Consider the following 20,152-nt stretch of genomic DNA (forward strand, 5'->3'; position numbering starts at 1 on the left):
CAAACCCCGCCCCGGTATCCTGCGGCTGTCACCCCCACCCATCCAGAGCCGAAGGGCAACCCCGTGAGCGCCATCCGCCCGGCAGCCGTCGTCGTTCTCGCAGCGGGTGAGGGCACCCGTATGAAGTCCGCCACACCCAAGGTCCTCCATCAGCTCTGCGGCCGATCCCTGGTCGGCCATGTCCTCGCCGCCTCCCGCGAGTTGGACCCGCAGGCCCTGGTCGTCGTCGTGGGCCACGCCCGCGAGCAGGTAACCGAGCACCTGACCGGTATCGACCCGGACGTGCGCACGGCCGTGCAGGCGACGCAGAACGGCACCGGGCATGCGGTGCGGATGGGCCTGGAGGAGCTGGGCGGGGCGGTCGACGGGACCGTGGTCGTCGTGTGCGGTGACACCCCGCTGCTCACCGCGGAGACGCTGCAGGCGCTCGCCGGTACTCATCACGCGGACGGCAACGCGGTGACCGTGCTGACCGCCGAGGTGCCGGACGCGACCGGTTACGGCCGGATCGTGCGGGACGAGGCCACGGGTGCCGTGACGGCGATCGTGGAGCACAAGGACGCGACCGACGCGCAGCGGGCGATCCGGGAGATCAACAGCGGTGTGTTCGCGTTCGACGGGCAGCTGCTGGCGGACGCGCTGAAGAAGGTGCGGACGAACAACAGCCAGGGCGAGGAGTACCTGACGGACGTGCTGGGGATCCTGCGGGAGGCCGGGCACCGGGTCGGGGCGTCGGTGGCTGGTGACCACCGGGAGATCGCGGGGATCAACAACCGGGTGCAGCTCGCCGAGGCGCGGCGGATCCTGAACGACCGGCTGCTGACCCGGGCGATGCTGGACGGTGTGACGGTGGTGGATCCGGCGTCGACGTGGCTGGATGTGACGGTCACGTTCGGGCAGGACTCCGTGGTGCATCCGAACACGCTGCTGACCGGGTCGACGCATGTGGCCGAGGGTGCGGAGGTCGGTCCGAACAGCCGGCTGAAGGACACGAAGGTGGGCGCGGGGGCGCGGGTGGACAACACGGTGTCCGAGGGTGCCGTGGTGGGCGCGGGGGCGAGCGTGGGGCCGTACGCGTATCTGCGTCCGGGTACGCGTCTGGGCGCGAAGGGCAAGATCGGTACGTACGTCGAGACGAAGAACGCGCGGATCGGCGAGGGGACGAAGGTTCCGCATCTGTCGTACGTGGGGGACGCGACGATCGGTGAGCACACGAACATCGGTGCGGCGAGTGTGTTCGTGAACTATGACGGTCAGGACAAGCACCACACCACGATCGGGTCGCACTGCCGGACGGGTTCGGACAACATGTTTGTGGCTCCTGTCACGGTCGGGGACGGCGCGTACACCGCTGCCGGTTCGGTGATCACGAAGGATGTGCCGCCGGGTTCGCTGGCCGTGGCCCGTGGTCAGCAGCGGAATATCGAGGGCTGGGTGGCTCGGAAGCGTCCGGGGAGCGCGGCGGCGAAGGCGGCCGAGGCGGTGTCCCGGCAGGGCGGTGACGAGGACTGACCGGAAACGGTTGCGTCAAACACGGCGTACCGTGATAAGTGCACATCCGCACGAGTGCACCCCCGCACCCTTACCAGCTGATTCGGCCTCTCGCGCCCAGCCGAGAGGTCGGCGGTCGGCTGGTTGAGACAACCTCTGAGGAGACAGTGCTGTGACCGGGATCAAGACGACCGGCGAGAAGAAGATGATGTTCTTCTCCGGCCGCGCCCACCCCGAGCTTGCCGAGGAGGTCGCCCAGCAGCTGGGTGTCGGGGTTGTCCCGACGAAGGCCTTCGACTTCGCCAACGGTGAGATCTATGTGCGGTATCAGGAGTCGGCGCGTGGTGCGGACTGCTTTCTGATCCAGAGCCACACGGCTCCGATCAACAAGTGGATCATGGAGCAGTTGATCATGATCGACGCGTTGAAGCGTGCGTCGGCTCGTTCCATCACGGTGATCGTGCCGTTCTACGGTTACGCGCGGCAGGACAAGAAGCACCGTGGTCGTGAACCGATCTCGGCGCGTCTGATCGCGGATCTGATGAAGACCGCGGGTGCGGACCGGATTCTCACGGTGGATCTGCACACGGATCAGATCCAGGGCTTCTTCGACGGTCCGGTGGACCACCTGTTCGCGCTGCCGCTGCTGGCGGACTACGTGGGGCGGAAGGTGGACCGGGAGAAGCTGACGGTCGTGTCGCCGGACGCGGGGCGTGTGCGGGTGGCGGACCGGTGGTGCGACCGGCTCGGCGCGCCGCTGGCGATCGTGCACAAGCGGCGTGACAAGGATGTGGCGAACCAGGTGACCGTCCACGAGGTCGTGGGTGAGGTCAAGGGCCGGGTGTGCGTCCTCGTCGACGACATGATCGACACGGGTGGGACGATCTGTGCGGCCGCGGACGCGCTGTTCGCGCACGGTGCGGAGGATGTCATCGTGACGGCGACGCACGGTGTGCTGTCGGGTCCGGCGGCGGACCGGCTGAAGAACTCGCGGGTGAGTGAGTTCGTGTTCACGAACACGCTGCCGACGCCGGCGGAGCTGGGCCGGGATCTGGACAAGATCACGGTGCTGTCGATCGCTCCGACGATCGCGAGTGCGGTGCGTGAGGTGTTCGAGGACGGCTCGGTGACCAGCCTCTTCGACGAGCAGTGAGGTTTCTGCAGACCTTCTGCGCGTCGGCCGGCCGGTCCGGCTGAAGATCCTTTTGGTGCGGCCTCCCCCGCCGGGTAAACTGCTGGAGTTGCTCGGCGAGGGAGGCCGTTTTCCGTCATGGACGGGATGCGGCGGTCCGTTATCGACGCGCTCTTCGTAGCAGGCCGTTCGTGGCCGGGTGACCACGTCCGCATCCGAGTTCTACGAGGAGTGATCCACATGTCCGAGGTCAAGCTCGCCGCCGAGACCCGCACCGAGTTCGGCAAGGGTGCCGCGCGCCGCATCCGCCGTGAGAACAAGGTCCCGGGTGTCCTGTACGGCCACGGTTCCGACCCGCTGCACCTGACCCTCCCGGGCCACGAGCTGCTGCTCGCGCTGCGTACCCCGAACGTCCTGATCTCCCTGGACATCGACGGCAAGAGCAACGAGCTGGCGATCCCGAAGTCCGTGCAGCGCGACCCGCTGAAGGGCTTCCTGGAGCACGTCGACCTGCTGCTGGTCAAGCGCGGCGAGAAGGTCACGGTCGAGGTCCCGGTGCACGCCGAGGGCGAGCTGGCCCCCGGTGGCAACCTGCTCGAGCACGTCCTGGTCGCCCTGCCGGTCGACGCCGAGGCCACCCACATCCCCGAGGCCGTCACGGTCTCCGTCGAGGGCCTGGAGGCCGGTGCCTCCGTCCACGCCAAGGACATCACGCTGCCCAGCGGTGTGACCCTGGCCGTCGACGAGGACGCGGTCGTCCTCCAGGTGCTGCAGGCCCAGGTCGAGGAGACCGAGGGCGAGGAGGCGGCTGCCGAGGGCGAAGAGGTCGCCGAGGCCTGATCGCCGGCCGACGGTCGACGGTAGTTTGCTGTTCAGCCGCCGCTTCCCTCGCGGGGAGCGGCGGCTGGCGCGTATCAAGGAGGCATGGACGTGACCACCCCCGCCAGTGGCCCCTGGCTCATCGTCGGGCTCGGTAACCCCGGTCCGGAGTACGCCATGAACCGGCACAACGTCGGTTTCATGGTGGCCGACCTGCTCGCGGAGCGGATCGGCGGGAAGTTCAAGCGTGCGGGCAAGGCGCAGGCGCAGGTGCTGGAAGGGCGGATCGGTCCGGCGGGTCCGGCGAGCCGCCGGGTGGTGCTGGCGAAGCCGATGTCGTACATGAACCTGTCCGGTGGTCCGGTGAACGCGCTGCGGGACTTCTACAAGGTGCCGCAGGCGAACGTGGTGGCGGTCCATGACGAGCTGGACATCGACTACGGCACGCTGCGGCTGAAGCTGGGCGGCGGGGACAACGGGCACAACGGTCTGAAGTCGATGACGAAGGCGATGGGTCCGGACTACCACCGGGTGCGGTGCGGGATCGGGCGGCCGCCGGGGCGTATGCAGGTGGCGGACTTCGTGCTGAAGGACTTCTCGTCGGCGGAGCGCAAGGAGCTGGACTGGTTCGTGGACCGTGCGGCGGACGCGGTGGAGTGTCTGCTGGCGGAGGGGCTGGAGCGGGCGCAGGGCGCGTACAACTCCTGACTGCGCGGGTGCCGGCCGGTGTGCCGTACAACTGCGGACTTGTCCGTCCTTGCCTCCCGGCGGAGTTGACCGGCCGTGCGGGTATGGCCAATGATCCCGGCCATGCCTGCCTCAGCCAGTAACGCCCGCGCCCGCCGGGCGTCCGTGTCCGCGTTGCGGTTCGGGCGGGTCGCGGCGACGGGTGCGGTCGCCGCGCTGATCCTGTTCGCCGGGGTGTGGGGTTCCTGGGGGACCGCGCAGCACGTGATGCTGACCAAGGGGCGTGAGCGCGGCACGGTCGAGGTGACGTCCTGTGCGGGTGACGGCTGTTCCGGGCCGTTCCGGCCGGTGTCGGAGGGTGCGCGGGCGCGGGCGCGGGTGGTGATCGCGCAGTCGGTGGCGGTGCGCAAGGGGCGGACGTACGACGTGGTGCTGAAGCCGGGTACGGCGGACGCGCTGCGTTCGGGTCCGGCGGGGATTCTGTACGCCTGGGTGCCGCTCGGCGGGGCGTTGCTGCTGGCCTCGGTGGTGGTCGCGGGGGGTCTGCGGCTGACGCGGGTGGCGTGGGGGCTGGCGTTGTCGGGTGCGGGTCTGCTGACGGTGGCCTTCGTGGCCGTGCGGTGACGTGGAGGTGAGGGTGCCCCCGGGGTCGTGGACCTCGGGGGCACCGTCGTGTGCGGGGGCGGGTGTCAGCCGGTGTTGCGCAGGCCGGCGGCCACGCCGTTGACGGTGAGGAGCAGGGCGCGGGAGAGCAGCGGGTCGGGGTCGGCGCCCGCCGCGGCCTCGTCGCGCTGGCGCTTGAGCAGGGCGACCTGGAGGTAGGAGATCGGGTCGAGGTAGGCGTCGCGGACGGTGAAGGTCTGCCTGAGGTCGGGCTGGGCGTCGAGGAGGCGGGTCTCGCCGGTGATGCGCAGGACCTCGCGGACGGTCAGCTCGTGTTCGGCGCGGATGGTGTCGAAGACGTGCTTGAGCTCGTCGGGGACGAGGGTGTCGACGTAGTGCTGCGCGATGCGCAGGTCGGTCTTCGCGAGGGTCATCTCGACGTTGGAGATGAAGTTCCGGAAGAAGTGCCACTGTTCGTGCATCTCGCCGAGCACGGTGTCCAGCCCGGTTTCCCGCAGCGCCTTGAGGCCGGAGCCGACGCCGAACCAGCCGGGCACGATCTGCCGGGACTGGGTCCAGCCGAACACCCACGGGATGGCGCGCAGACCGTCGAGCGAGACGCCCGAGCCGGGGCGGCGGGAGGGCCGCGAGCCCAGGTGCAGCTCGGCGAGCTGGTCGACGGGCGTGGAGGCGAGGAAGTACGTCGGCAGGTCGGGGTCCTCGACCAGGCGGCGGTAGGCGGCGTGGGCGGCGTCGGAGACGACGTCCATGGCGGCGTCCCAGCGGGCGAGGGCCTCGTCGGACTGGCGGGGCGCGGTGTGCAGGGCGGAGGCCTGCAGGGTGGCGGCGACGGTCAGTTCCAGGTTCTCCCGGGCGAGGGAGGGGATGAGGTACTTGTCGGAGATGACCTCGCCCTGTTCGGTGACCTTGATCTCGCCCTCCAGGGTGCCCCAGGGCTGGGCGAGGATGGCGTCGTGGGAGGGGCCGCCGCCGCGGCCGACGGTGCCGCCGCGGCCGTGGAAGAGGCGCAGGCGTACGCCGTAGCGGTGGGCGACGTCGCGCAGCCGGCGCTGGGCGCGGTGGATCTCCCACTGGCTGGTGGTGATGCCGCCGAACTTGGAGGAGTCGGAGTAGCCGAGCATGACCTCCTGGACGTCGCCGCGCAGCGCGACCAGGCGCCGGTAGGACGGGTCGGAGAGCATGTCCTCGAGGATGGTGTCGGCGGCCTTGAGCTCGTCGGTGGTCTCGAGGAGGGGGACGATGCCGATCTTCGCCCAGCCGGCGTGGAGGTCGAGGAGGCCGGCCTCGCGGGCGAGGACGGCGGCGGCGAAGACGTCGTCGGCGCCCTGGCACATGCTGATGATGTAGGACTCGATGACTTCGGGGCCGAAGACGCTGAGGGCCTTCTTGACGGTCTCGAAGACGCCGAGGGTCTTGGCGCCGGCGGCGTCGACGGGTGCCGGGGTGGGGCCGAGGGGGCGCCGGGAGCGCAGTTCCTTGGCGAGGAGCCGGGCCCGGTAGTCGCGGGGCATGTCGGCGTAGCGCCAGGATTCCTCGCCGAGGCGGTCGAAGAGCTGGCCGAGGGCGTGGTGGTGGGCGTCGGCGTGTTCGCGGACGTCCATGGTGGCGAGCTGGAGGCCGAAGGCGGCGAGGGTGCGGATGGTGCGGCCGAGGCGGCCGTCCGCGAAGAGGCCGCCGCGGTGCTCGCGCAGGGAGGTCTGGATGATCCGCAGGTCGCTGAGGAGTTCGCCGGTGCCGAGGTAGTCGCGGCCTTCGGTGTGGGGGGTGCCGTTGGCGAGGCGCTGCTTGGTGTTCTCGAGCTTCTGCCGGATGCAGGTGGCCTTGAGCCGGTAGGGCTCCTCGGCGTTGAGTCGCTTGTAGCGGGGGCTGATCTCGGGCAGTTGTTCGAGGTCGGTGTGCAGGGAGGTGAGGAGTTCCTCGGTGGCGCCGGCGTAGCGGATGGAGTTGGAGAGCAGGCCGCGCAGTTCGTCGACCATCTCCAGGGCGTCGTTGATGCCGTGTTCGTGCTGGAGGATGAGGACGTCCCAGGTGACCTGGGGGGTGACGTTGGGGTTGCCGTCGCGGTCGCCGCCGATCCAGGTGCCGAAGGTGAGCGGCCGGGTGTCGTCGGGGAGCTTGACGCCGACGCGTTCGAGTTCGGCGGTGAGGTCCTCGAGGACGTCGCCGACGGCGTCGGCGTGGAGTTCGTCGAGGTAGTAGATGGCGTTGCGGGCCTCGTCGGCGGGTTCCGGCCGTACGACGCGCAGCTCGTCGGTCTGCCAGACGAGGTCGATGTTCTCGGCGAGGCGGACGTCCTGGCGGCGGCGGTCGGAGTCGAGGACGGGGGTGTCCAGGAGGGCTGCGATGCGCCGGAGCTTGTTGAGGACCGACCGGCGCGCGGCCTCGGTGGGGTGTGCGGTGAACACGGGGCGGACGTTCAGGTGCTGGACGGTCTGCGCGAGGTGTTCGGGGTCGGCGTCCTTGAGCCGGTCGGCGGTGCGGGCGAGGAGGCCGCCCTCGACGGCGCGCCGGGCGCGCAGTTCGCGGCCTCGGTGCACCTGCTCGGTGATGTTGGCGAGGTGGAAGTAGGTGGAGAAGGCGCGGACCAGCTTGGCCGCGGTCTCCAGTTCGGTGCCGCGCAGCAGCTCGGCGGCGGCCTCGCCGTCCTCGCGGGTGAGGCGGCGGACCTTCTCGACCAGTTCGAGGAGCTCGGGGCCTTCCTGCCGGACGAGGGTCTCGCCCAGGAGGTCGCCCAGGCGGCGGATGTCGGCGCGCAGCTCGCTGCCGGCCGTGGTGGTCTGGTCGTCGGCACTGCTCACAGGTGCGGCTCCTTGCAGTGTTGAAGCTCGTCTGGGAGGGAACCCGAGCGTCAGCCACGCGGCGGCGGGCGCCGCTTACGGGCCGGAGCGTCCGGGAAGAAACTTCAGCGGACCGCGCTGTCCGACCGAGACCAAGGATAGGTGGCCGTGCGGAGGCGCAGGCCGTGGGGCTCTTGCCGCCGTACGACACGCTGCCATACTTACGACGCCGTAGGTTACGGAGCCGTAGGGAAGTACCGTCGAGTCCCGCCCGGTCCCGGCGGCCCGGCTTCCGCCTCATCCCCCGACCCTCGACCCCACAGGGGACGCGCATGACCTCAAGTTCCGATGTGATCGACGAAGCCCGTGAGGCCAACGACACCTCCACCTCCTCCGCCACCCTGGGCGGCGAGCAGAAGCGTTCGATCGAACAGATCACGCTGCTCCTGTTCATCGTCGTGCCGTTCGTGGCACTCGTGGCGGCCGTGCCGCTGGCCTGGGGCTGGGGGGTGAGCTGGCTCGATCTGGGCCTGCTGGTCTTCTTCTACTTCCTGGGGTGCCACGGCATCACGATCGGTTTCCACCGGTACTTCACGCACGGTTCGTTCAAGGCCAAGCGGCCGCTCAGGATCGCGTTGGCGATCATGGGGTCGATGGCCGTCGAAGGCCCCCTGGTGCGCTGGGTGGCCGACCATCGCAGACACCACAAGTTCTCCGACGCCGAGGGCGACCCGCATTCGCCGTGGCGGTTCGGGGAGACGCTGCCGGCGTTGATGAAGGGCCTGTGGTGGGCGCACATCGGCTGGATGTTCGACGAGGAGCAGACGCCGCAGGACAAGTACGCCCCGGATCTGATCAAGGACGGGGCGATCCGGGCGATCTCCCGCCAGTTCGTGCTGTGGACGGTCGTGTCGCTGGCGCTGCCGCCGCTGATCGGTGGTCTGGTGACGATGTCCTGGTGGGGCGCGTTCACCGGGTTCTTCTGGGGTTCACTCGTGCGGGTGGCCCTGCTGCACCATGTGACGTGGTCGATCAACTCGATCTGTCACGCGGTGGGCAAGCGGCCGTTCAAGTCGCGTGACCGTTCGGGCAACGTGTGGTGGCTGGCGGTGCTGTCGTGCGGGGAGTCCTGGCACAACCTGCACCACGCGGACCCGACGTCGGCCCGGCACGGGGTGATGCGCGGGCAGATCGATTCGTCGGCGCGGTTCATCCGGATCTTCGAGCGTCTCGGCTGGGCGTACGACGTGCGCTGGCCGTCACGCTCGCGTATCGATTCGCGTCGCAACATCGGGGAAGACGGCTCCGGGCGCCGGAAGGAGGCGGCCGAGGCGGCATGATGGAAGCCGTGGCGACCGATTCCAGCAGCAATTCCGGCAATGACAAGCAGCGGCGGACTCGCCGGACCCGTATGACCGGTGCGGAGCGCCGCCAGCAGCTGCTGGAGATCGGTCGCACGCTCTTCGCGGCGAAGGGTTTCGAGGGCACCTCGGTGGAGGAGATCGCGGCGAAGGCCGGGGTGTCGAAGCCGGTGGTGTACGAGCACTTCGGCGGCAAGGAGGGCCTGTACGCGGTGGTGGTCGACCGTGAGATGCGGCGGCTGCTGGACATGGTGACCGGCTCGCTGACGGCGGGGCATCCCCGCGAGCTGTGCGAGCAGGCCGCGTTCGCGTTGCTGGACTACATCGAGGAGTACACGGACGGCTTCCGGATCCTGGTCCGTGACTCCCCCATCCCGCAGTCGACGGGGTCGTTCGCCTCGCTGATCTCCGACATCGCCACGCAGGTGGAGGACATTCTCGGGCGCGAGTTCAAGTCCCGCGGCTTCGATTCGAAGCTGGCCCCGCTCTACGCCCAGGCGCTGGTCGGCATGGTCGCGCTGACCGGCCAGTGGTGGCTGGACGTGCGCCGCCCGAAGAAGGCGGAGGTGGCGGCGCATCTGGTGAACCTGGCGTGGCACGGGCTCGACGGGCTGGAGCAGAAGCCGCGGCTGATAGGCCACCGCAAGGCGTGAGCCGGCGGGACCGGCCGTAGCCGGGCCGGCCGTCGGCGGGGCTGTTTGTCGGCGGGGCCGCGCGCCGGCCGGGCGGCGAGTCCGCTGGGCCGCGAGCCATCGAGGCTGTGCGCCGACCGGCCCACGAGTCCGCTGGGTCGCGAGCCGGCCGGGCCACAGGTCAGCGGGGCTGGAGGAATTCCAGTCGGTTGCCGACGGGGTCCCGCGAGAAGAACCGCCGGTGCCCGGGGAGGTTGTCGTCCCAGCTCACCGGGGCGCCGCAAGCCGTGAGCCGGTCCGCGTACGCCTCGATGTCCGTGACCCGCAGCCCGGGGTGCGCCTTCGTCGCGGGCCGGAAGCCGTCCTCGACGCCCAGGTGCAGCTCCACGGCGCCGGCCCGGAACCAGCAGCCGCCGCGCGCCGCGAGCACCGGCGGTTTGGGGATCTCCGTCATGCCGAGGACGTCCCCGTAGTACGCCCGCAGCAGGTCCTCCGAGCCGGGCGGTGCCGCGAGCTGGACGTGGTCGACGGCGGCGAGCATGCTCAGGCTCCCTTGACGGCCACGGCGAACAGCCGGCGGAACGGCAGGACGGTGCCGTAGGGGGCGCTCGGGTACGCCGCGCGGAGCAGGTCCCGGTACTCGGTGACGAACGCGTCGCGTGCCTCGGGGTCGTCGGCCAGGGCGGTCAGGGCGGGCCGCAGGCCGGTGCCCTTGACCCAGTCGAGGACGGGGTCCTCGCCCGCCAGGACGTGGAAGTACGTCGTCTGCCACACGTCGGTCGCGCAGCCCAGGCGGGCCAGGCGGTCGAGGTAGGTGCCGGGGGTGTGGACGGAGTCGGTGTGGCGCAGGACCTCGGCGAGGCGGGCCTTCCAGCGGGGGGTGGCGGCGAGCTCGCGCATCAGGGCGTGCAACGGGGCGTCGATGTTGTCGGGGACCTGGAAGGCGAAGGTGCCGCCGGGGCGAAGGGCGGCGACCCAGTCGGCGAACCGGTCGGCGTGGCCGGGCACCCACTGGAGCACCGCGTTGGAGACGATCAGGTCGTACTGCTCCGGGGGCGTCCAGGTGCGGGCGTCGGCGTGGGCGAAGTCGAGGCGGCCGCCGCCGGCCGTGGGGCCCTCGTGCTCGGTGTGGGCGCGGTCGAGCATGTCGGGCGAGTTGTCGTAGCCGGTGACGTGGGCGGTGGGCCAGCGTTCGGTGAGCCGGACGGTGACGTTGCCGGGGCCGCAGCCGAGGTCGGCGATGCGCGGTGGGCCCGCGGACGGTTCCCGTTCCGCCGGGAGGGCGGGGACGGCGGCGAGGAGGTCGGCGAAGGGACGGGCCCGGTGTCCGGCGTGCCGGAGGTACTGGGCGGGGTCCCAGGTGGGATGCGTCATGTTCGTCATGTCTTCCACTGTCCCCGGCGTTTTATCTCGATGTCAAGAGACTCGACTTCAAGAGACTTCATGTCGACACAACCACTACACTGATCTCCATGGAGGACGAGGTCGATCGGCTGGTCGCAGCGTGGCGCCGGGAGCGTCCGGACCTCGACGTGGAGCCGCTGGAAGTACTCAGCCGGGTGAGCCGACTCGCCCGGCATCTGGACCGCGCGCGCCGGCTCGCCTTCGCCGAGCACCAGCTGGAGCCCTGGGAGTTCGACGTACTGACCGCGCTGCGGCGCGCGGGCACGCCGTACCAGCTCTCCCCCGGGCAGCTGCTGACGCAGACCCTGGTCACGTCGGGCACGATGACCAACCGGATCGACCGGCTGGCGAAGAAGGGCCTCGTGGAGCGGCTGCCGGACCCGAGCGACCGGCGCGGTGTGCTGGTCCGGCTGACCGAGACCGGCCGGGACCGCGCGGACCAGGCGCTGGCAGGCCTGCTGGACCAGGAGCGGGCGATCCTCGCCGAGCTGTCCCGCGCCCAGCGCGGTGAACTGGCGGGCCTGCTACGCCAGTTGACCGCCCCGTTCGACAACATCCCCGGCTAGGTCCGCCGGGCCGACCCCGGCCCGCCGGGCGAGCGCCACGGCGGCGAGGGTGGAGTGGACGCCCAGCTTGCCGAGGACGTTCTGCATGTGGGTGCGCACGGTGTGCGGGGAGAGGAACAGCCGCTCGGCGACCGCCTTGCGGCCGAGCCCGGCGACCATGCAGCGCAGCACCTCCCGCTCGCGCGGGGTCAGGGACTGCACCAGGCGTTCGCTCTCGGTGCGGTGCTTGCGCGCGGCCGTCAGTTCCCTGAGCACGCCGGTGAGCAGTGCGGGCGGCAGATGGGTCTCGTCGCGCAGCACGCCGCGGATCACCGTCAGCAGCCGGGACAGCGAGCAGTCCTTGGCGACCCAGCCGGAGGCGCCCGCCTGCAGGGCGAGGGCGGCGCGGCGCGGGTCGTCCTTCTCGGCGAGGACGACGAGCCGTACGGCGGGCTGGGCCGAGCGGACGCCGGCGACCAGCGAGATGCCGTCGACCAGGCCTTCCTCGTCGCCGTCCTGCACGGGCACGGCCGGGCGGGCGCCGGGCAGGTTGCCGCCGAGGTCGGCGTCGACCAGGAGCACGTCGAAGCGGCGTCCCTCGCCGGCCGCGCGTTCCAGGCAGCGCAGCGCGGCCGGACCGCTGCCGGCGGCGGAGACGTCGACGTCGGGCTCGGCGGCCAGTGCGGCGGCGAGCGACTCCGCGAAGATGCGATGGTCGTCCACGACCAGGACTCGGATACGAACCACGAAACCCCCTTCCCCAGGCTCCGCGTGGAGCAGGGGATACCCAAGGTCCGGACAGGGCCCGGCGATCGGCCGGTCCGAAAGGGCCGGCAAAGGCTCGGGAAACGACGACTCGCACGGGTACGACACCCAGCGGAAGGACGCCCACCGCACGGCCGCCGCCGTCGCGGAAACTGCTACCCCCACCGCGGGCGTCGTACCCGCCTGTCTCGCCCCCTGATCAGCACCGGCCCCCACCGGTGCTGTTCCTCAGAGTACGGATGCGGGCGGACAGCGGAAGCGGATTTGCAGAACTGGCCGTCCGACGCGTTTATGGTGTGCCGCATGTTTCGTATTGAGGCGGAAGTCGACAAAGGACGACGTGATCTGCTCCGCTCGCGGTTGTGGGACACCAACACGGCGGCGTCCCCGGTGCTGGCGGCGCTGCGCGGCACGCCCGGCGAACGCGAGGTCCCGCTCCATGTGTGGGCGCTGGACGACTCCGGGGAACTGGCGGGCGGGCTGGTCGGCCACACCTGGACGACCTGGCTGCACGTCACCTACCTGTGGGTGGACGACCGCCACCGCGGCACGGGCCTCGGCTCCCGTCTCCTCGCCGAGGCCGAGCGCATCGCCCGCACCGAGCGCACGTGCACGGCGGCCCGCCTGGAGACCTGGAGCTTCCAGGCCCCGGAGTTCTACCGCAAGCAGGGCTACGAGGTGGTGGGCACGATCCCCGACTACCCGCCGGGCATCACGGAGTACATCCTCACGAAGCGCCTGACCTGACGGTGGCTCACCCCTGCGGAGCGGGCGGCGCGGGGGGCGGGGGCGGGTAGGGCGGCCGCGGCGGGATCCTCCTCCCGGACGGTCCCACCGGCGGCGGTGGCTGCGGCTCCATCGACCGGCGCGGACGGGGCGCCGGCGGCCGGGGGACGAAGGGCGGTGCCGGGGCGGGCGGAGGCGGCGGGGGCAGCAGCGCCTCGTCGTCCGCGAGCAGGGGCCCGCCGGCCCGCAGCCGCTCGACGGTCCGCTCGGCCCGGCGCCGGGCCCGGGGGTCGTCGTCGCGCCGGAAGACGAGCCCTACGGTGGCCGGAGGCCGCGGAAGACCCAGCACGGGGCCGGGGCCACGGGTCTGCTCGGTGGAGACCAGCTCGTAGCCGAGCACGTACGCGACCCTCTCGGCCCGTTCCTTCAGCGACACCCCGCCACGGAGCTCGACCACCCCCCGCCCGTCGAACCGGGCCCGGATCTCGCCGTCGTCCATCAGCGGTCCTCGTACCTGGGCAGTTCGTCGGGGAAGTCACGGGGTTTGTCGCACTCGGCCAGCTTGTAGGCGCGCTCGGTGAGCCGGTAGGCGAAGTCGGTCAGGGCCTGGCCCAGTTCCGTGCCGGAGATCCTGGCCTTTCCGACCACATATGCCTCGGCGACGACGGCGTAGGACTGGTCGGCGTCGCCCGCCCGGACGCCGCGGGGGGTGCAGGGGACATAGACGGAGGAGCTGGCGCGGTCACCGTGTATCTCTGCCAGGGCTTCGATCCCACCGGAGGACACCCGGACCGTACGGCGGTCGGAGGAGCCGGCGTAGTGGCTGAACCAGGTCTGCGGGGAGGCGTCGTCCACCCGCGCCACACCCGAGAGGATGGAATCCGCACTCGTGTACACGTGGCAGGAGAAGCGCAGGTCGGCACCTTCGCGCCGACGCTCGGCCCCTTCCTCCGCCGTCCGCGTACGCGGGAGCGTCCGGATCACCAGGTCGCGCTCGACAGCACCGTCGCACACTTTGGACGGCAGCCGCTCGAGCCCCGTCGTGAGGGCGAACCAGGTGCCTGTGCCGACGAGAAGAAGACCCACCACGCAGGCAATGAATTTCTTCGCGCTGTACTCCCTGGGCCCGCGTTTTCCGCTACCGGTCCGATCATCCACGCGGACGCTCCTTCGTGTTGCTCAAGAACTCACTTGCGTCGTCCCAGCCTTCGTTGACCGCACGACGGACAGTGTCGTTGGTGCCGTCCTTGGGGAGATCCACATGATGCTGCTCCAAGGCGTCCGCGACGGAGGATTGCGTCTGCTGGTTCACCGAGTCCCGGGTCGCGTACAGGTCCTTGGCGCTGGCATAGAGGGCGCCGTCGCGGGCACCGTCCATTTCCTGGCCCTCCATCAGACGGTCCACGGCCAATCCGATGACCCCGCCTGCGAAACCGCCGACGGCAGCACCGGTGGCCGCACCGGCGGGACTCTCGGGGAAGAGCGACACGGATCCGTACCCGACACCGGTCCCGAGCCAGGTCTTGACGAAATCACCCTTCTTTTCAAGTGCGTCGTTGTAGTCCTTCTCTCCCGCGACGACGGCTTGCACCTTCTCGTCTGCGACCGAGTGGGCGACGATCCCCTCGATCGTCCCCGCGTTCCGGCCGATGTCGTCCAGCACCTGCTGACGGGAGCCGTCGAAGAGCGATGGGTCCGAGAGGTGTGCGTCCAGAAGACCACTGGTGTACACACCTTCGCCGACGATGATTCCTGCTCGGCCTGCGGGATCCGCAGACACCGCCGACAGGAATCGCGTGACGTCCGCCGTCTCCAGCCCTTCCGGCTTGTCGCTGTTCGTAAGGAACACGACGGCATTGGAGCTTGCGAGTGACCTGCTGATTTCCGGCATGTAGGAAGCCGCCATGTTGCCGAAGCTGTCACCCATTCCCTTGCTCACCAGGTCCGCGCCTCCTTCTGGGTGTGCCACGGCGGACATGATGTTGGCCATGATTGCCACCTGAGCGGTGCTGTGAGGAGGAGCCGACGAGGTGAAGTCACCGACACCCACTCCGGTGACCGCACTTTGCAGAGCCCGTCCCAACGACTCACCCCGGTCGGTGAACCTGGTGGTACCGAGCATGTGATCCAGGTCCGCCTTGGATGCGAAGGCGTGCTCCGCCGCCTCGGGGTTGTGGGAGAGGCCGTCGAAGAGTCCCTCCAGCGGGTCCCGGCCGTCGCCGTCGCCGAAGACGAGATCCAGGCCGTTGTAACCCTTGACCCACCGGTCGTCGGTGTTCGACTCTCCCGCACCCCTGTCCGCCTTGAACACGTCCTTGCGATAGGCGTCGAGGAACTCGGTGTCGTACTGGCCGTTGCGCATGAGGCTGCTCATGACCTGGTAGCCGAGGGCGCCGATCGGGTTCGGGGAATTGGGCGCGCGGAAGTTCGTGGTGGTCTCGTCGAGCAGGTTCTTCTTCCACCCCTGCATCGCATCCGAGTCCGAGAAGGAGGCCGTGGCCAGAGTCAGGCTCAGGTTGTTCTGCAGGTCCTTCATCGACTCGAGTTCCGGCCCCTTGGCGCCGGCGTGGGCGTAGGTCATCTCGGTCCAGAACTGGAGCGTCCCCTTGGCGCCCAGACCCCTCGCGAACTTCTCGGCGAACAGCGGGTCGTCGTGGTACTTCGCCATCTCGCGGTTGAAGGCCTTGATGTCTTCCAGGGACATGTCCGATGGCTTCTTGGCCATCTTGGCCAGTTTCTCGGCTGCTGCGACCGCTGCGGCGGCCTCGTCCCGGTTCGCGTAGGAGGCGTCGGAGAAACCGTACTTGGCCTGGTCGACAAGGAGCCTGAGGGCTTCCGCGGCGGTGTCGTCGCTCTGTGTCGCCTTGGTCAGGATGCTCTGGATCTCCGTGACGAAGGCGTCCACGGTCTTCTGGTCGGTCGCGCCGGTCTTCCCGCTGCGGTCCGACGACCAGTCGGGTCGGGTGTTGCCCATGACGGAGAACGTGCCGTCGTGGTTGTCGACCACGGTCAGATTCTGGTCGTTGGCCCGCTTGATCGCGTCGTTCACCTGGGTGCGGTAGCCGATGAGCTCGCCCCGGGTGTCGCTGAGGATCTTGGTGATGGAGTCGGCCTGGGTGTGCGCGTCGGCGAACTCGGCGGCCGTGCGATCGATGAACTCGCGGCTGACGGTGGCGTTGACGCCCTTCCACTTGGCGGCGTCGGCCTTCGCCTTGAGCTTGCCCTCGGCGTCCTCCTTCAGCTCGGCCAGCTTCTTCGTCATCTGCTCCCAGTCGGTGACCGCATCGCCGAGTTTGGCGAAATTGCCGTGGCGCAGTGTGTCGAGGTGCATCGGCGCTCAGTGGCCCTTCCGGTCGTCGAAGCCCTTGTCGAGCGTCGCGATGCTGCTCACCGCACCGGCGATGTAGGAGTCGTCGGCGGCGTGCTGGTTCTTTGTGTACCGCAGGTGGTTGGAGATGTGGGCGCAGGCGTCCAGCAAACTCTTCGTCTGCTCGCTCCAGCGCTCCGTCACATGCTCCAGCGCCCCTCCCAGGGCGAAGCCCTCGCCCTTGAGCCCGCCCGCGGCCGCCTCGGACGCCACACGCGCGTGGCCGCTGTAGGTCGTGAAGTGGCCGAAGAGATCATGGGCTGCCTGACCGACCTGCTCCAGGTCTTTGTGGCCGACGACGAGGTCCCCTTGAGTGCTGCCACCTCCCTGGTCAGCCGGGTACTGATTGAGCTGCATCCGTGTGGAATGCCGATCGGCCGCCTGGGCCTTCAGCTGCTCCCACTCCTCCCACGCCATGTGTGGTCTCCCCCGTGTCTTGCGGTCCGGTTCCGGCCCGGGCGGGCGGGACAGGCACGCAGCGCAGCGCCTCACTGAGCGGCATGTACATTACCGGGCCATCGGTAAGTGACCTTGGGCGCAGGGGACTTCGGCGGGAACCAGGCGGGTTACGTCGGGGAACGGGCCGGCCCGCCGCGCTCCTGTCGGGTGCGGCGGGCCGGTGCGGGGCGGGTGTCAGATCAGGCGGTGGGCTCCCGCCGACGGGGTCGCCTCGAAGACGCGCGGGGGTGCGAAGCCGGCCGCGGCGAAGGCCTTCTCGACCGACTTGGTGAGGGTGTCGACGTCCGTCGCCTGCGTCAGCACGATCGCCGAGCCGCCGAAGCCGCCGCCGGTCATCCGGGCGCCGAGCGCGCCGCCCGCGAGGGCGGTGTCGACGACCAGGTCCAGTTCCGGGCAGGAGATGCGGAAGTCGTCGCGCAGCGAGGCGTGTCCCTCGGTGAGGACGGGGCCGATCGCGTGGATCCGTCCGGCGCGCAGCAGGTCGACGACGCGTTCGACGCGGTGGTTCTCGGTGACGATGTGCCGGACGAGACGGACCACCTCCTCCTCGTCGCCGAGCCGGGCGAGGGCCGCCTCCAGGCCGTCGTACGGGACGTCCCGGAGGGCGTCGACGCCCAGCAGGGCCGCACCCTTCTCGCAGCCGGCCCGGCGCTTGCCGTACTCGCCGCCGCTGTGGGCGTGCTTGACCTGGGTGTCCACGACGAGCAGGCGCAGGCCGTCGGCCGCCAGGTCGAAGGGGATCTGCCGCTGGGACAGGTCCCGGGTGTCGAGGAACAGGGCGTGCCCCGACGTGCAGCAGGCGGACGCCGTCTGGTCCATGATGCCGGTCGGCGCGCCGACGTAGACGTTCTCCGCGCGCTGGCACAGCCGGGCGAGCTGCCATCGCTGGAGACCGAGTCCGTACAGGTCGTCGAGCGCCAGGGCGATCACGACCTCCAGCGCGGCGGACGAGGACAGACCGGCGCCGGTGGGGACCGTCGAGGACAGGTGGACGTCCGCGCCGGTCACCTCGTGGCCGGCCTCGCGCAGCGCCCAGACCACGCCGGCCGGGTAGGCCGTCCACGCGCTGTCGGACCCGGGGGCGAGGCCGTCCAGGCGCAGTTCGGCCACGCCTCCCGCGACGTCCGCCGAGTGCAGGCGCAGCAGCCCGTCGTCCCGGCGGGAGACGGCCGCGACCGCCTGGTGCGGCAGTGCGAACGGCATGACGAAGCCGTCGTTGTAGTCGGTGTGCTCGCCGATCAGGTTGACCCGGCCCGGCGCCGCCCACACGCCTTCGGGTGCCGTCCCGTACAGCTCGGTGAAGCGCTCGGCGACCTGCTGTGCCCCCACTAGTGCTCCTCTGTGATGCTCTGCGCGAACTCCCACGCGTCCGCGACGATTCCGGCGAGGTCCGCGCGGGTCGGGTGCCAGCCCAGCTTCTCGCGGGCGGTGTCCGCGGCGGCGACCAGGACCGCCGGGTCGCCGCCGCGGCGCGGGGCGACCACCTCGGGGATCGGGTGGCCGGTGACCTCGCGGACGGTCTCGATGACCTGGCGGACGGAGAAGCCGCTGCCGTTGCCGAGGTTGCAGATCAGGTGCGTGCCCGGCCGGGCGGCCCGCAGGGCGAGCAGGTGGGCCTCGGCCAGGTCCGCCACGTGGATGTAGTCGCGGACGCAGGTCCCGTCGGGGGTGGCGTAGTCGTCACCGTAGACCGAGATGGCGTCGCGGCGGCCCTGGGCGACCTGGAGGACCAGCGGGATCAGGTGCGACTCGGGGTCGTGGCGCTCGCCGTGGGCGCCGTAGGCTCCGGCGACGTTGAAGTAGCGCAGGGACACCGCGGCCAGGCCGTGGGCGTTCGCCTCGCTGGTGATCATGTGGTCGACGGCCAGCTTGGTGGCGCCGTAGGGGTTGGTCGGCCGGGTGGGGGCGGTCTCGGTGATCGGGACCTGCTCGGGCTCGCCGTAGGTGGCCGCCGTGGAGGAGAAGACCAGCGTGCGCACGCCCGCGTCCCGCATGGCGCCGAGGAGCGCCAGGGAGCCGGCGACGTTGTTCTCCCAGTACTTCTCGGGCTTCGCCACCGACTCGCCGACCTGCGAGGACGCGGCGAAGTGCAGGACGCCCTCGTAGGAGGCGTCGAGCCACTTGGCGGCGTCGCGGATGTCGCCCTCGACGAACGCGGCGCCGGCCGGGACGCCCTCGCGGAAGCCGGTGGAGAGGTTGTCGAGGACGGTGACCTCGTGGCCGGCCTCCAGCAGATGCTGGGCCACGACACTGCCGACGTATCCCGCGCCACCCGTCACCAGGTACTTCATGAACTCGCTACCTCTCGCAGTCGCTCGGCCGCGCGCTCCGGCGGCACGTCGTTGATGAACACGCTCATGCCGGACTCGGAACCCGCGAGAAACTTCAGCTTGCCGGAAGTGCGGCGGATGGTGAAAAGCTCGAGGTGGAGCGCGAAGTCGTGGCGCGTGACACCGTCGAACCCCTCCAGCGGGCCGAACGGGGCCTGGTGCCAGGCCGCGATGTAGGGCGTCGGAGGCTCTCCGTCCCCGAAGATCCGGTCGAAGCGCCTCAAGAGTTCCAGATAGATCTGGGGGAATTCTGTGCGCGCCGCCTCGTCGAGCGCCGGCAAGTCGGGCACGCGGCGCCTCGGGTACAGGTGGACCTCGTACGGCCAGTGCGCCGCGTACGGCACGAAGGCCACCCAGTGTTCACCCGCAAGGACGACCCGCTCACCGGCGAGTTCGCGCTCCAGCACCGTGTCGAACAGGTTCTCCCCGCCGGTGGCCTCCCTGTGGGCGGCGAGCGAGCGGAGCATCAGCGCGGTGCGCGGGGTGGTGAAGGGGTAGGCGTAGATCTGTCCGTGCGGGTGACCCAGGGTCACACCGATCTCGGCACCGCGGTTCTCGAAACAGAACACCTGCTCGACGGAGGGCAGATGCGACAGCTCCGACGTGCGGTCGGTCCACGCCTCCAGCACCAGTCGGGCCTGCTCCGGGCCGAGGTCGGCGAAGGAGGCGTCGTGGTCGGAGGTGAAGCAGACGACCTCGCAGCGGCCGGAGTCGCCGGCCAGCGACGGGAAGCGGTTCTCGAAGACGACGACGTCGTAGGAGGAGTCGGGGATCTCGCTCAGCCGCTCGCCCCGGGTGGGGCACAGGGGGCACTCGTCGGCGGGCGGGTGGTAGGTGCGGCCCTGGCGGTGGGAGGCGACGGCGACCGCGTCGCCGAGCAGCGGGTCACGGCGGACCTCGGACGTGGTGACGGTGGGGTCCAGCGGGCGCCGGTCCTCGGCGTCCCGCACGGTGTCGTCCCGAAGGTCGTAGTAGATCAGCTCACGACCGTCGGCAAGCCGGGTCGAGGTCTTCTTCACGCCTGGCTCCTTGG

Annotated in this window: 20 protein-coding genes; 9 read left to right on the forward strand and 11 right to left on the reverse strand. The window is 70.3% G+C overall.

The genetic code is table 11. The annotated features are described in order from the left end of the window. Positions 1 to 63: 63 nt before the first annotated feature. The 5 genes from glmU to ACF08B_RS04685 all read left to right on the forward strand — a co-directional run bounded on the left by glmU (position 64) and on the right by ACF08B_RS04685 (position 4,753). On the forward strand, positions 64 to 1,512 hold the full coding sequence (gene glmU / locus ACF08B_RS04665) for a bifunctional UDP-N-acetylglucosamine diphosphorylase/glucosamine-1-phosphate N-acetyltransferase GlmU (RefSeq protein ID WP_392316073.1): 1,449 nt from the start codon (positions 64 to 66) through the stop codon (positions 1,510 to 1,512). A gap of 151 nt (positions 1,513 to 1,663) precedes the next feature. Beyond that, positions 1,664 to 2,644, forward strand: a complete 981-nt coding sequence (locus ACF08B_RS04670; RefSeq protein WP_392316074.1) for a ribose-phosphate diphosphokinase — start codon at positions 1,664 to 1,666, stop codon at positions 2,642 to 2,644. A 219-nt stretch (positions 2,645 to 2,863) separates the two neighbouring features. Then, positions 2,864 to 3,463 carry a 50S ribosomal protein L25/general stress protein Ctc gene (locus ACF08B_RS04675; RefSeq protein ID WP_392316075.1) on the forward strand — a complete coding sequence of 200 codons (600 nt, stop codon included), beginning with the start codon at positions 2,864 to 2,866 and terminating at the stop codon, positions 3,461 to 3,463. An 84-nt stretch (positions 3,464 to 3,547) separates the two neighbouring features. After that, the gene (gene pth / locus ACF08B_RS04680; protein WP_392316076.1) at positions 3,548 to 4,150 is read left to right on the forward strand and encodes an aminoacyl-tRNA hydrolase; all 603 of its coding nucleotides are present in this window, start codon (positions 3,548 to 3,550) and stop codon (positions 4,148 to 4,150) included. Between the two features lie 90 nt (positions 4,151 to 4,240). Continuing rightward, entirely contained in the window at positions 4,241 to 4,753 is a 513-nt protein-coding gene (locus tag ACF08B_RS04685; protein WP_392316675.1) for a hypothetical protein, read from the forward strand. Positions 4,754 to 4,818: 65 nt separating this feature from the next. On the opposite strand, the gene ppc is transcribed toward ACF08B_RS04685, so the two are convergent. Further along, positions 4,819 to 7,551 carry a phosphoenolpyruvate carboxylase gene (ppc, locus tag ACF08B_RS04690; RefSeq protein ID WP_392316077.1) on the reverse strand — a complete coding sequence of 911 codons (2,733 nt, stop codon included), beginning with the start codon at positions 7,549 to 7,551 and terminating at the stop codon, positions 4,819 to 4,821. Between the two features lie 311 nt (positions 7,552 to 7,862). On the opposite strand from ppc, the gene ACF08B_RS04695 reads away from it, so the two are divergent. Both ACF08B_RS04695 and ACF08B_RS04700 read left to right on the forward strand, forming a co-directional pair. After that, positions 7,863 to 8,870, forward strand: coding sequence for an acyl-CoA desaturase (locus ACF08B_RS04695; RefSeq protein ID WP_392316078.1), 1,008 nt, complete (start codon positions 7,863 to 7,865; stop codon positions 8,868 to 8,870). Then, complete coding sequence (locus tag ACF08B_RS04700; RefSeq protein WP_392316079.1) at positions 8,867 to 9,544, forward strand: TetR family transcriptional regulator; 678 nt, start codon at positions 8,867 to 8,869, stop codon at positions 9,542 to 9,544. Before ACF08B_RS04695 ends, ACF08B_RS04700 begins: the two co-directional genes overlap by 4 nt. Positions 9,545 to 9,704: 160 nt before the next feature. Here the strand turns inward: ACF08B_RS04700 and ACF08B_RS04705 are convergent, their stop codons facing one another. Beyond that, positions 9,705 to 10,064 (reverse strand): VOC family protein, encoded by a 360-nt coding sequence (locus ACF08B_RS04705; RefSeq protein ID WP_392316080.1) that lies wholly within the window; start codon positions 10,062 to 10,064, stop codon positions 9,705 to 9,707. A gap of 2 nt (positions 10,065 to 10,066) precedes the next feature. Continuing rightward, the gene (locus ACF08B_RS04710; protein ID WP_392316676.1) at positions 10,067 to 10,897 is read right to left on the reverse strand and encodes a trans-aconitate 2-methyltransferase; all 831 of its coding nucleotides are present in this window, start codon (positions 10,895 to 10,897) and stop codon (positions 10,067 to 10,069) included. A gap of 98 nt (positions 10,898 to 10,995) precedes the next feature. Here ACF08B_RS04710 and tamR point away from each other — a divergent pair, with 98 nt between their 5' ends. Continuing rightward, positions 10,996 to 11,493 (forward strand): MarR family transcriptional regulator TamR, encoded by a 498-nt coding sequence (tamR, locus tag ACF08B_RS04715; protein ID WP_073888558.1) that lies wholly within the window; start codon positions 10,996 to 10,998, stop codon positions 11,491 to 11,493. On the opposite strand, the gene ACF08B_RS04720 is transcribed toward tamR, so the two are convergent. Next, entirely contained in the window at positions 11,452 to 12,219 is a 768-nt protein-coding gene (locus tag ACF08B_RS04720; RefSeq protein WP_093475506.1) for a response regulator transcription factor, read from the reverse strand. The genes tamR and ACF08B_RS04720 overlap by 42 nt on opposite strands. A 309-nt stretch (positions 12,220 to 12,528) precedes the next feature. On the opposite strand from ACF08B_RS04720, the gene ACF08B_RS04725 reads away from it, so the two are divergent. Then, positions 12,529 to 12,984 carry a GNAT family N-acetyltransferase gene (locus tag ACF08B_RS04725; RefSeq protein ID WP_392316677.1) on the forward strand — a complete coding sequence of 152 codons (456 nt, stop codon included), beginning with the start codon at positions 12,529 to 12,531 and terminating at the stop codon, positions 12,982 to 12,984. Between the two features lie 7 nt (positions 12,985 to 12,991). On the opposite strand, the gene ACF08B_RS04730 is transcribed toward ACF08B_RS04725, so the two are convergent. The 7 genes from ACF08B_RS04730 to galT form a co-directional block, all read right to left on the reverse strand. Continuing rightward, the gene (locus ACF08B_RS04730) at positions 12,992 to 13,462 is read right to left on the reverse strand and encodes a hypothetical protein (RefSeq protein WP_392316081.1); all 471 of its coding nucleotides are present in this window, start codon (positions 13,460 to 13,462) and stop codon (positions 12,992 to 12,994) included. Next, positions 13,462 to 14,052 (reverse strand): hypothetical protein, encoded by a 591-nt coding sequence (locus tag ACF08B_RS04735; RefSeq protein WP_392316082.1) that lies wholly within the window; start codon positions 14,050 to 14,052, stop codon positions 13,462 to 13,464. Before ACF08B_RS04735 ends, ACF08B_RS04730 begins: the two co-directional genes overlap by 1 nt. Positions 14,053 to 14,113: 61 nt before the next feature. Further along, complete coding sequence (locus ACF08B_RS04740; protein ID WP_392316083.1) at positions 14,114 to 16,294, reverse strand: hypothetical protein; 2,181 nt, start codon at positions 16,292 to 16,294, stop codon at positions 14,114 to 14,116. Between the two features lie 6 nt (positions 16,295 to 16,300). Continuing rightward, complete coding sequence (locus tag ACF08B_RS04745) at positions 16,301 to 16,747, reverse strand: hypothetical protein (RefSeq protein ID WP_352062805.1); 447 nt, start codon at positions 16,745 to 16,747, stop codon at positions 16,301 to 16,303. A 216-nt stretch (positions 16,748 to 16,963) separates the two neighbouring features. After that, the gene (galK, locus tag ACF08B_RS04750) at positions 16,964 to 18,118 is read right to left on the reverse strand and encodes a galactokinase (protein ID WP_392316084.1); all 1,155 of its coding nucleotides are present in this window, start codon (positions 18,116 to 18,118) and stop codon (positions 16,964 to 16,966) included. Beyond that, positions 18,118 to 19,080: a UDP-glucose 4-epimerase GalE gene (gene galE / locus ACF08B_RS04755; RefSeq protein WP_392316085.1), complete on the reverse strand. Its 963-nt coding sequence runs from the start codon at positions 19,078 to 19,080 to the stop codon at positions 18,118 to 18,120. Before galE ends, galK begins: the two co-directional genes overlap by 1 nt. Then, entirely contained in the window at positions 19,077 to 20,138 is a 1,062-nt protein-coding gene (gene galT / locus ACF08B_RS04760) for a galactose-1-phosphate uridylyltransferase (protein ID WP_392316086.1), read from the reverse strand. The genes galE and galT overlap by 4 nt, the downstream gene beginning before the upstream one ends. Positions 20,139 to 20,152 lie beyond the last annotated feature (14 nt).

The sequence above is a fragment of the Streptomyces sp. NPDC015139 genome (assembly GCF_043079785.1).
Lineage (GTDB): Bacteria > Actinomycetota > Actinomycetes > Streptomycetales > Streptomycetaceae > Streptomyces > Streptomyces albidocamelliae.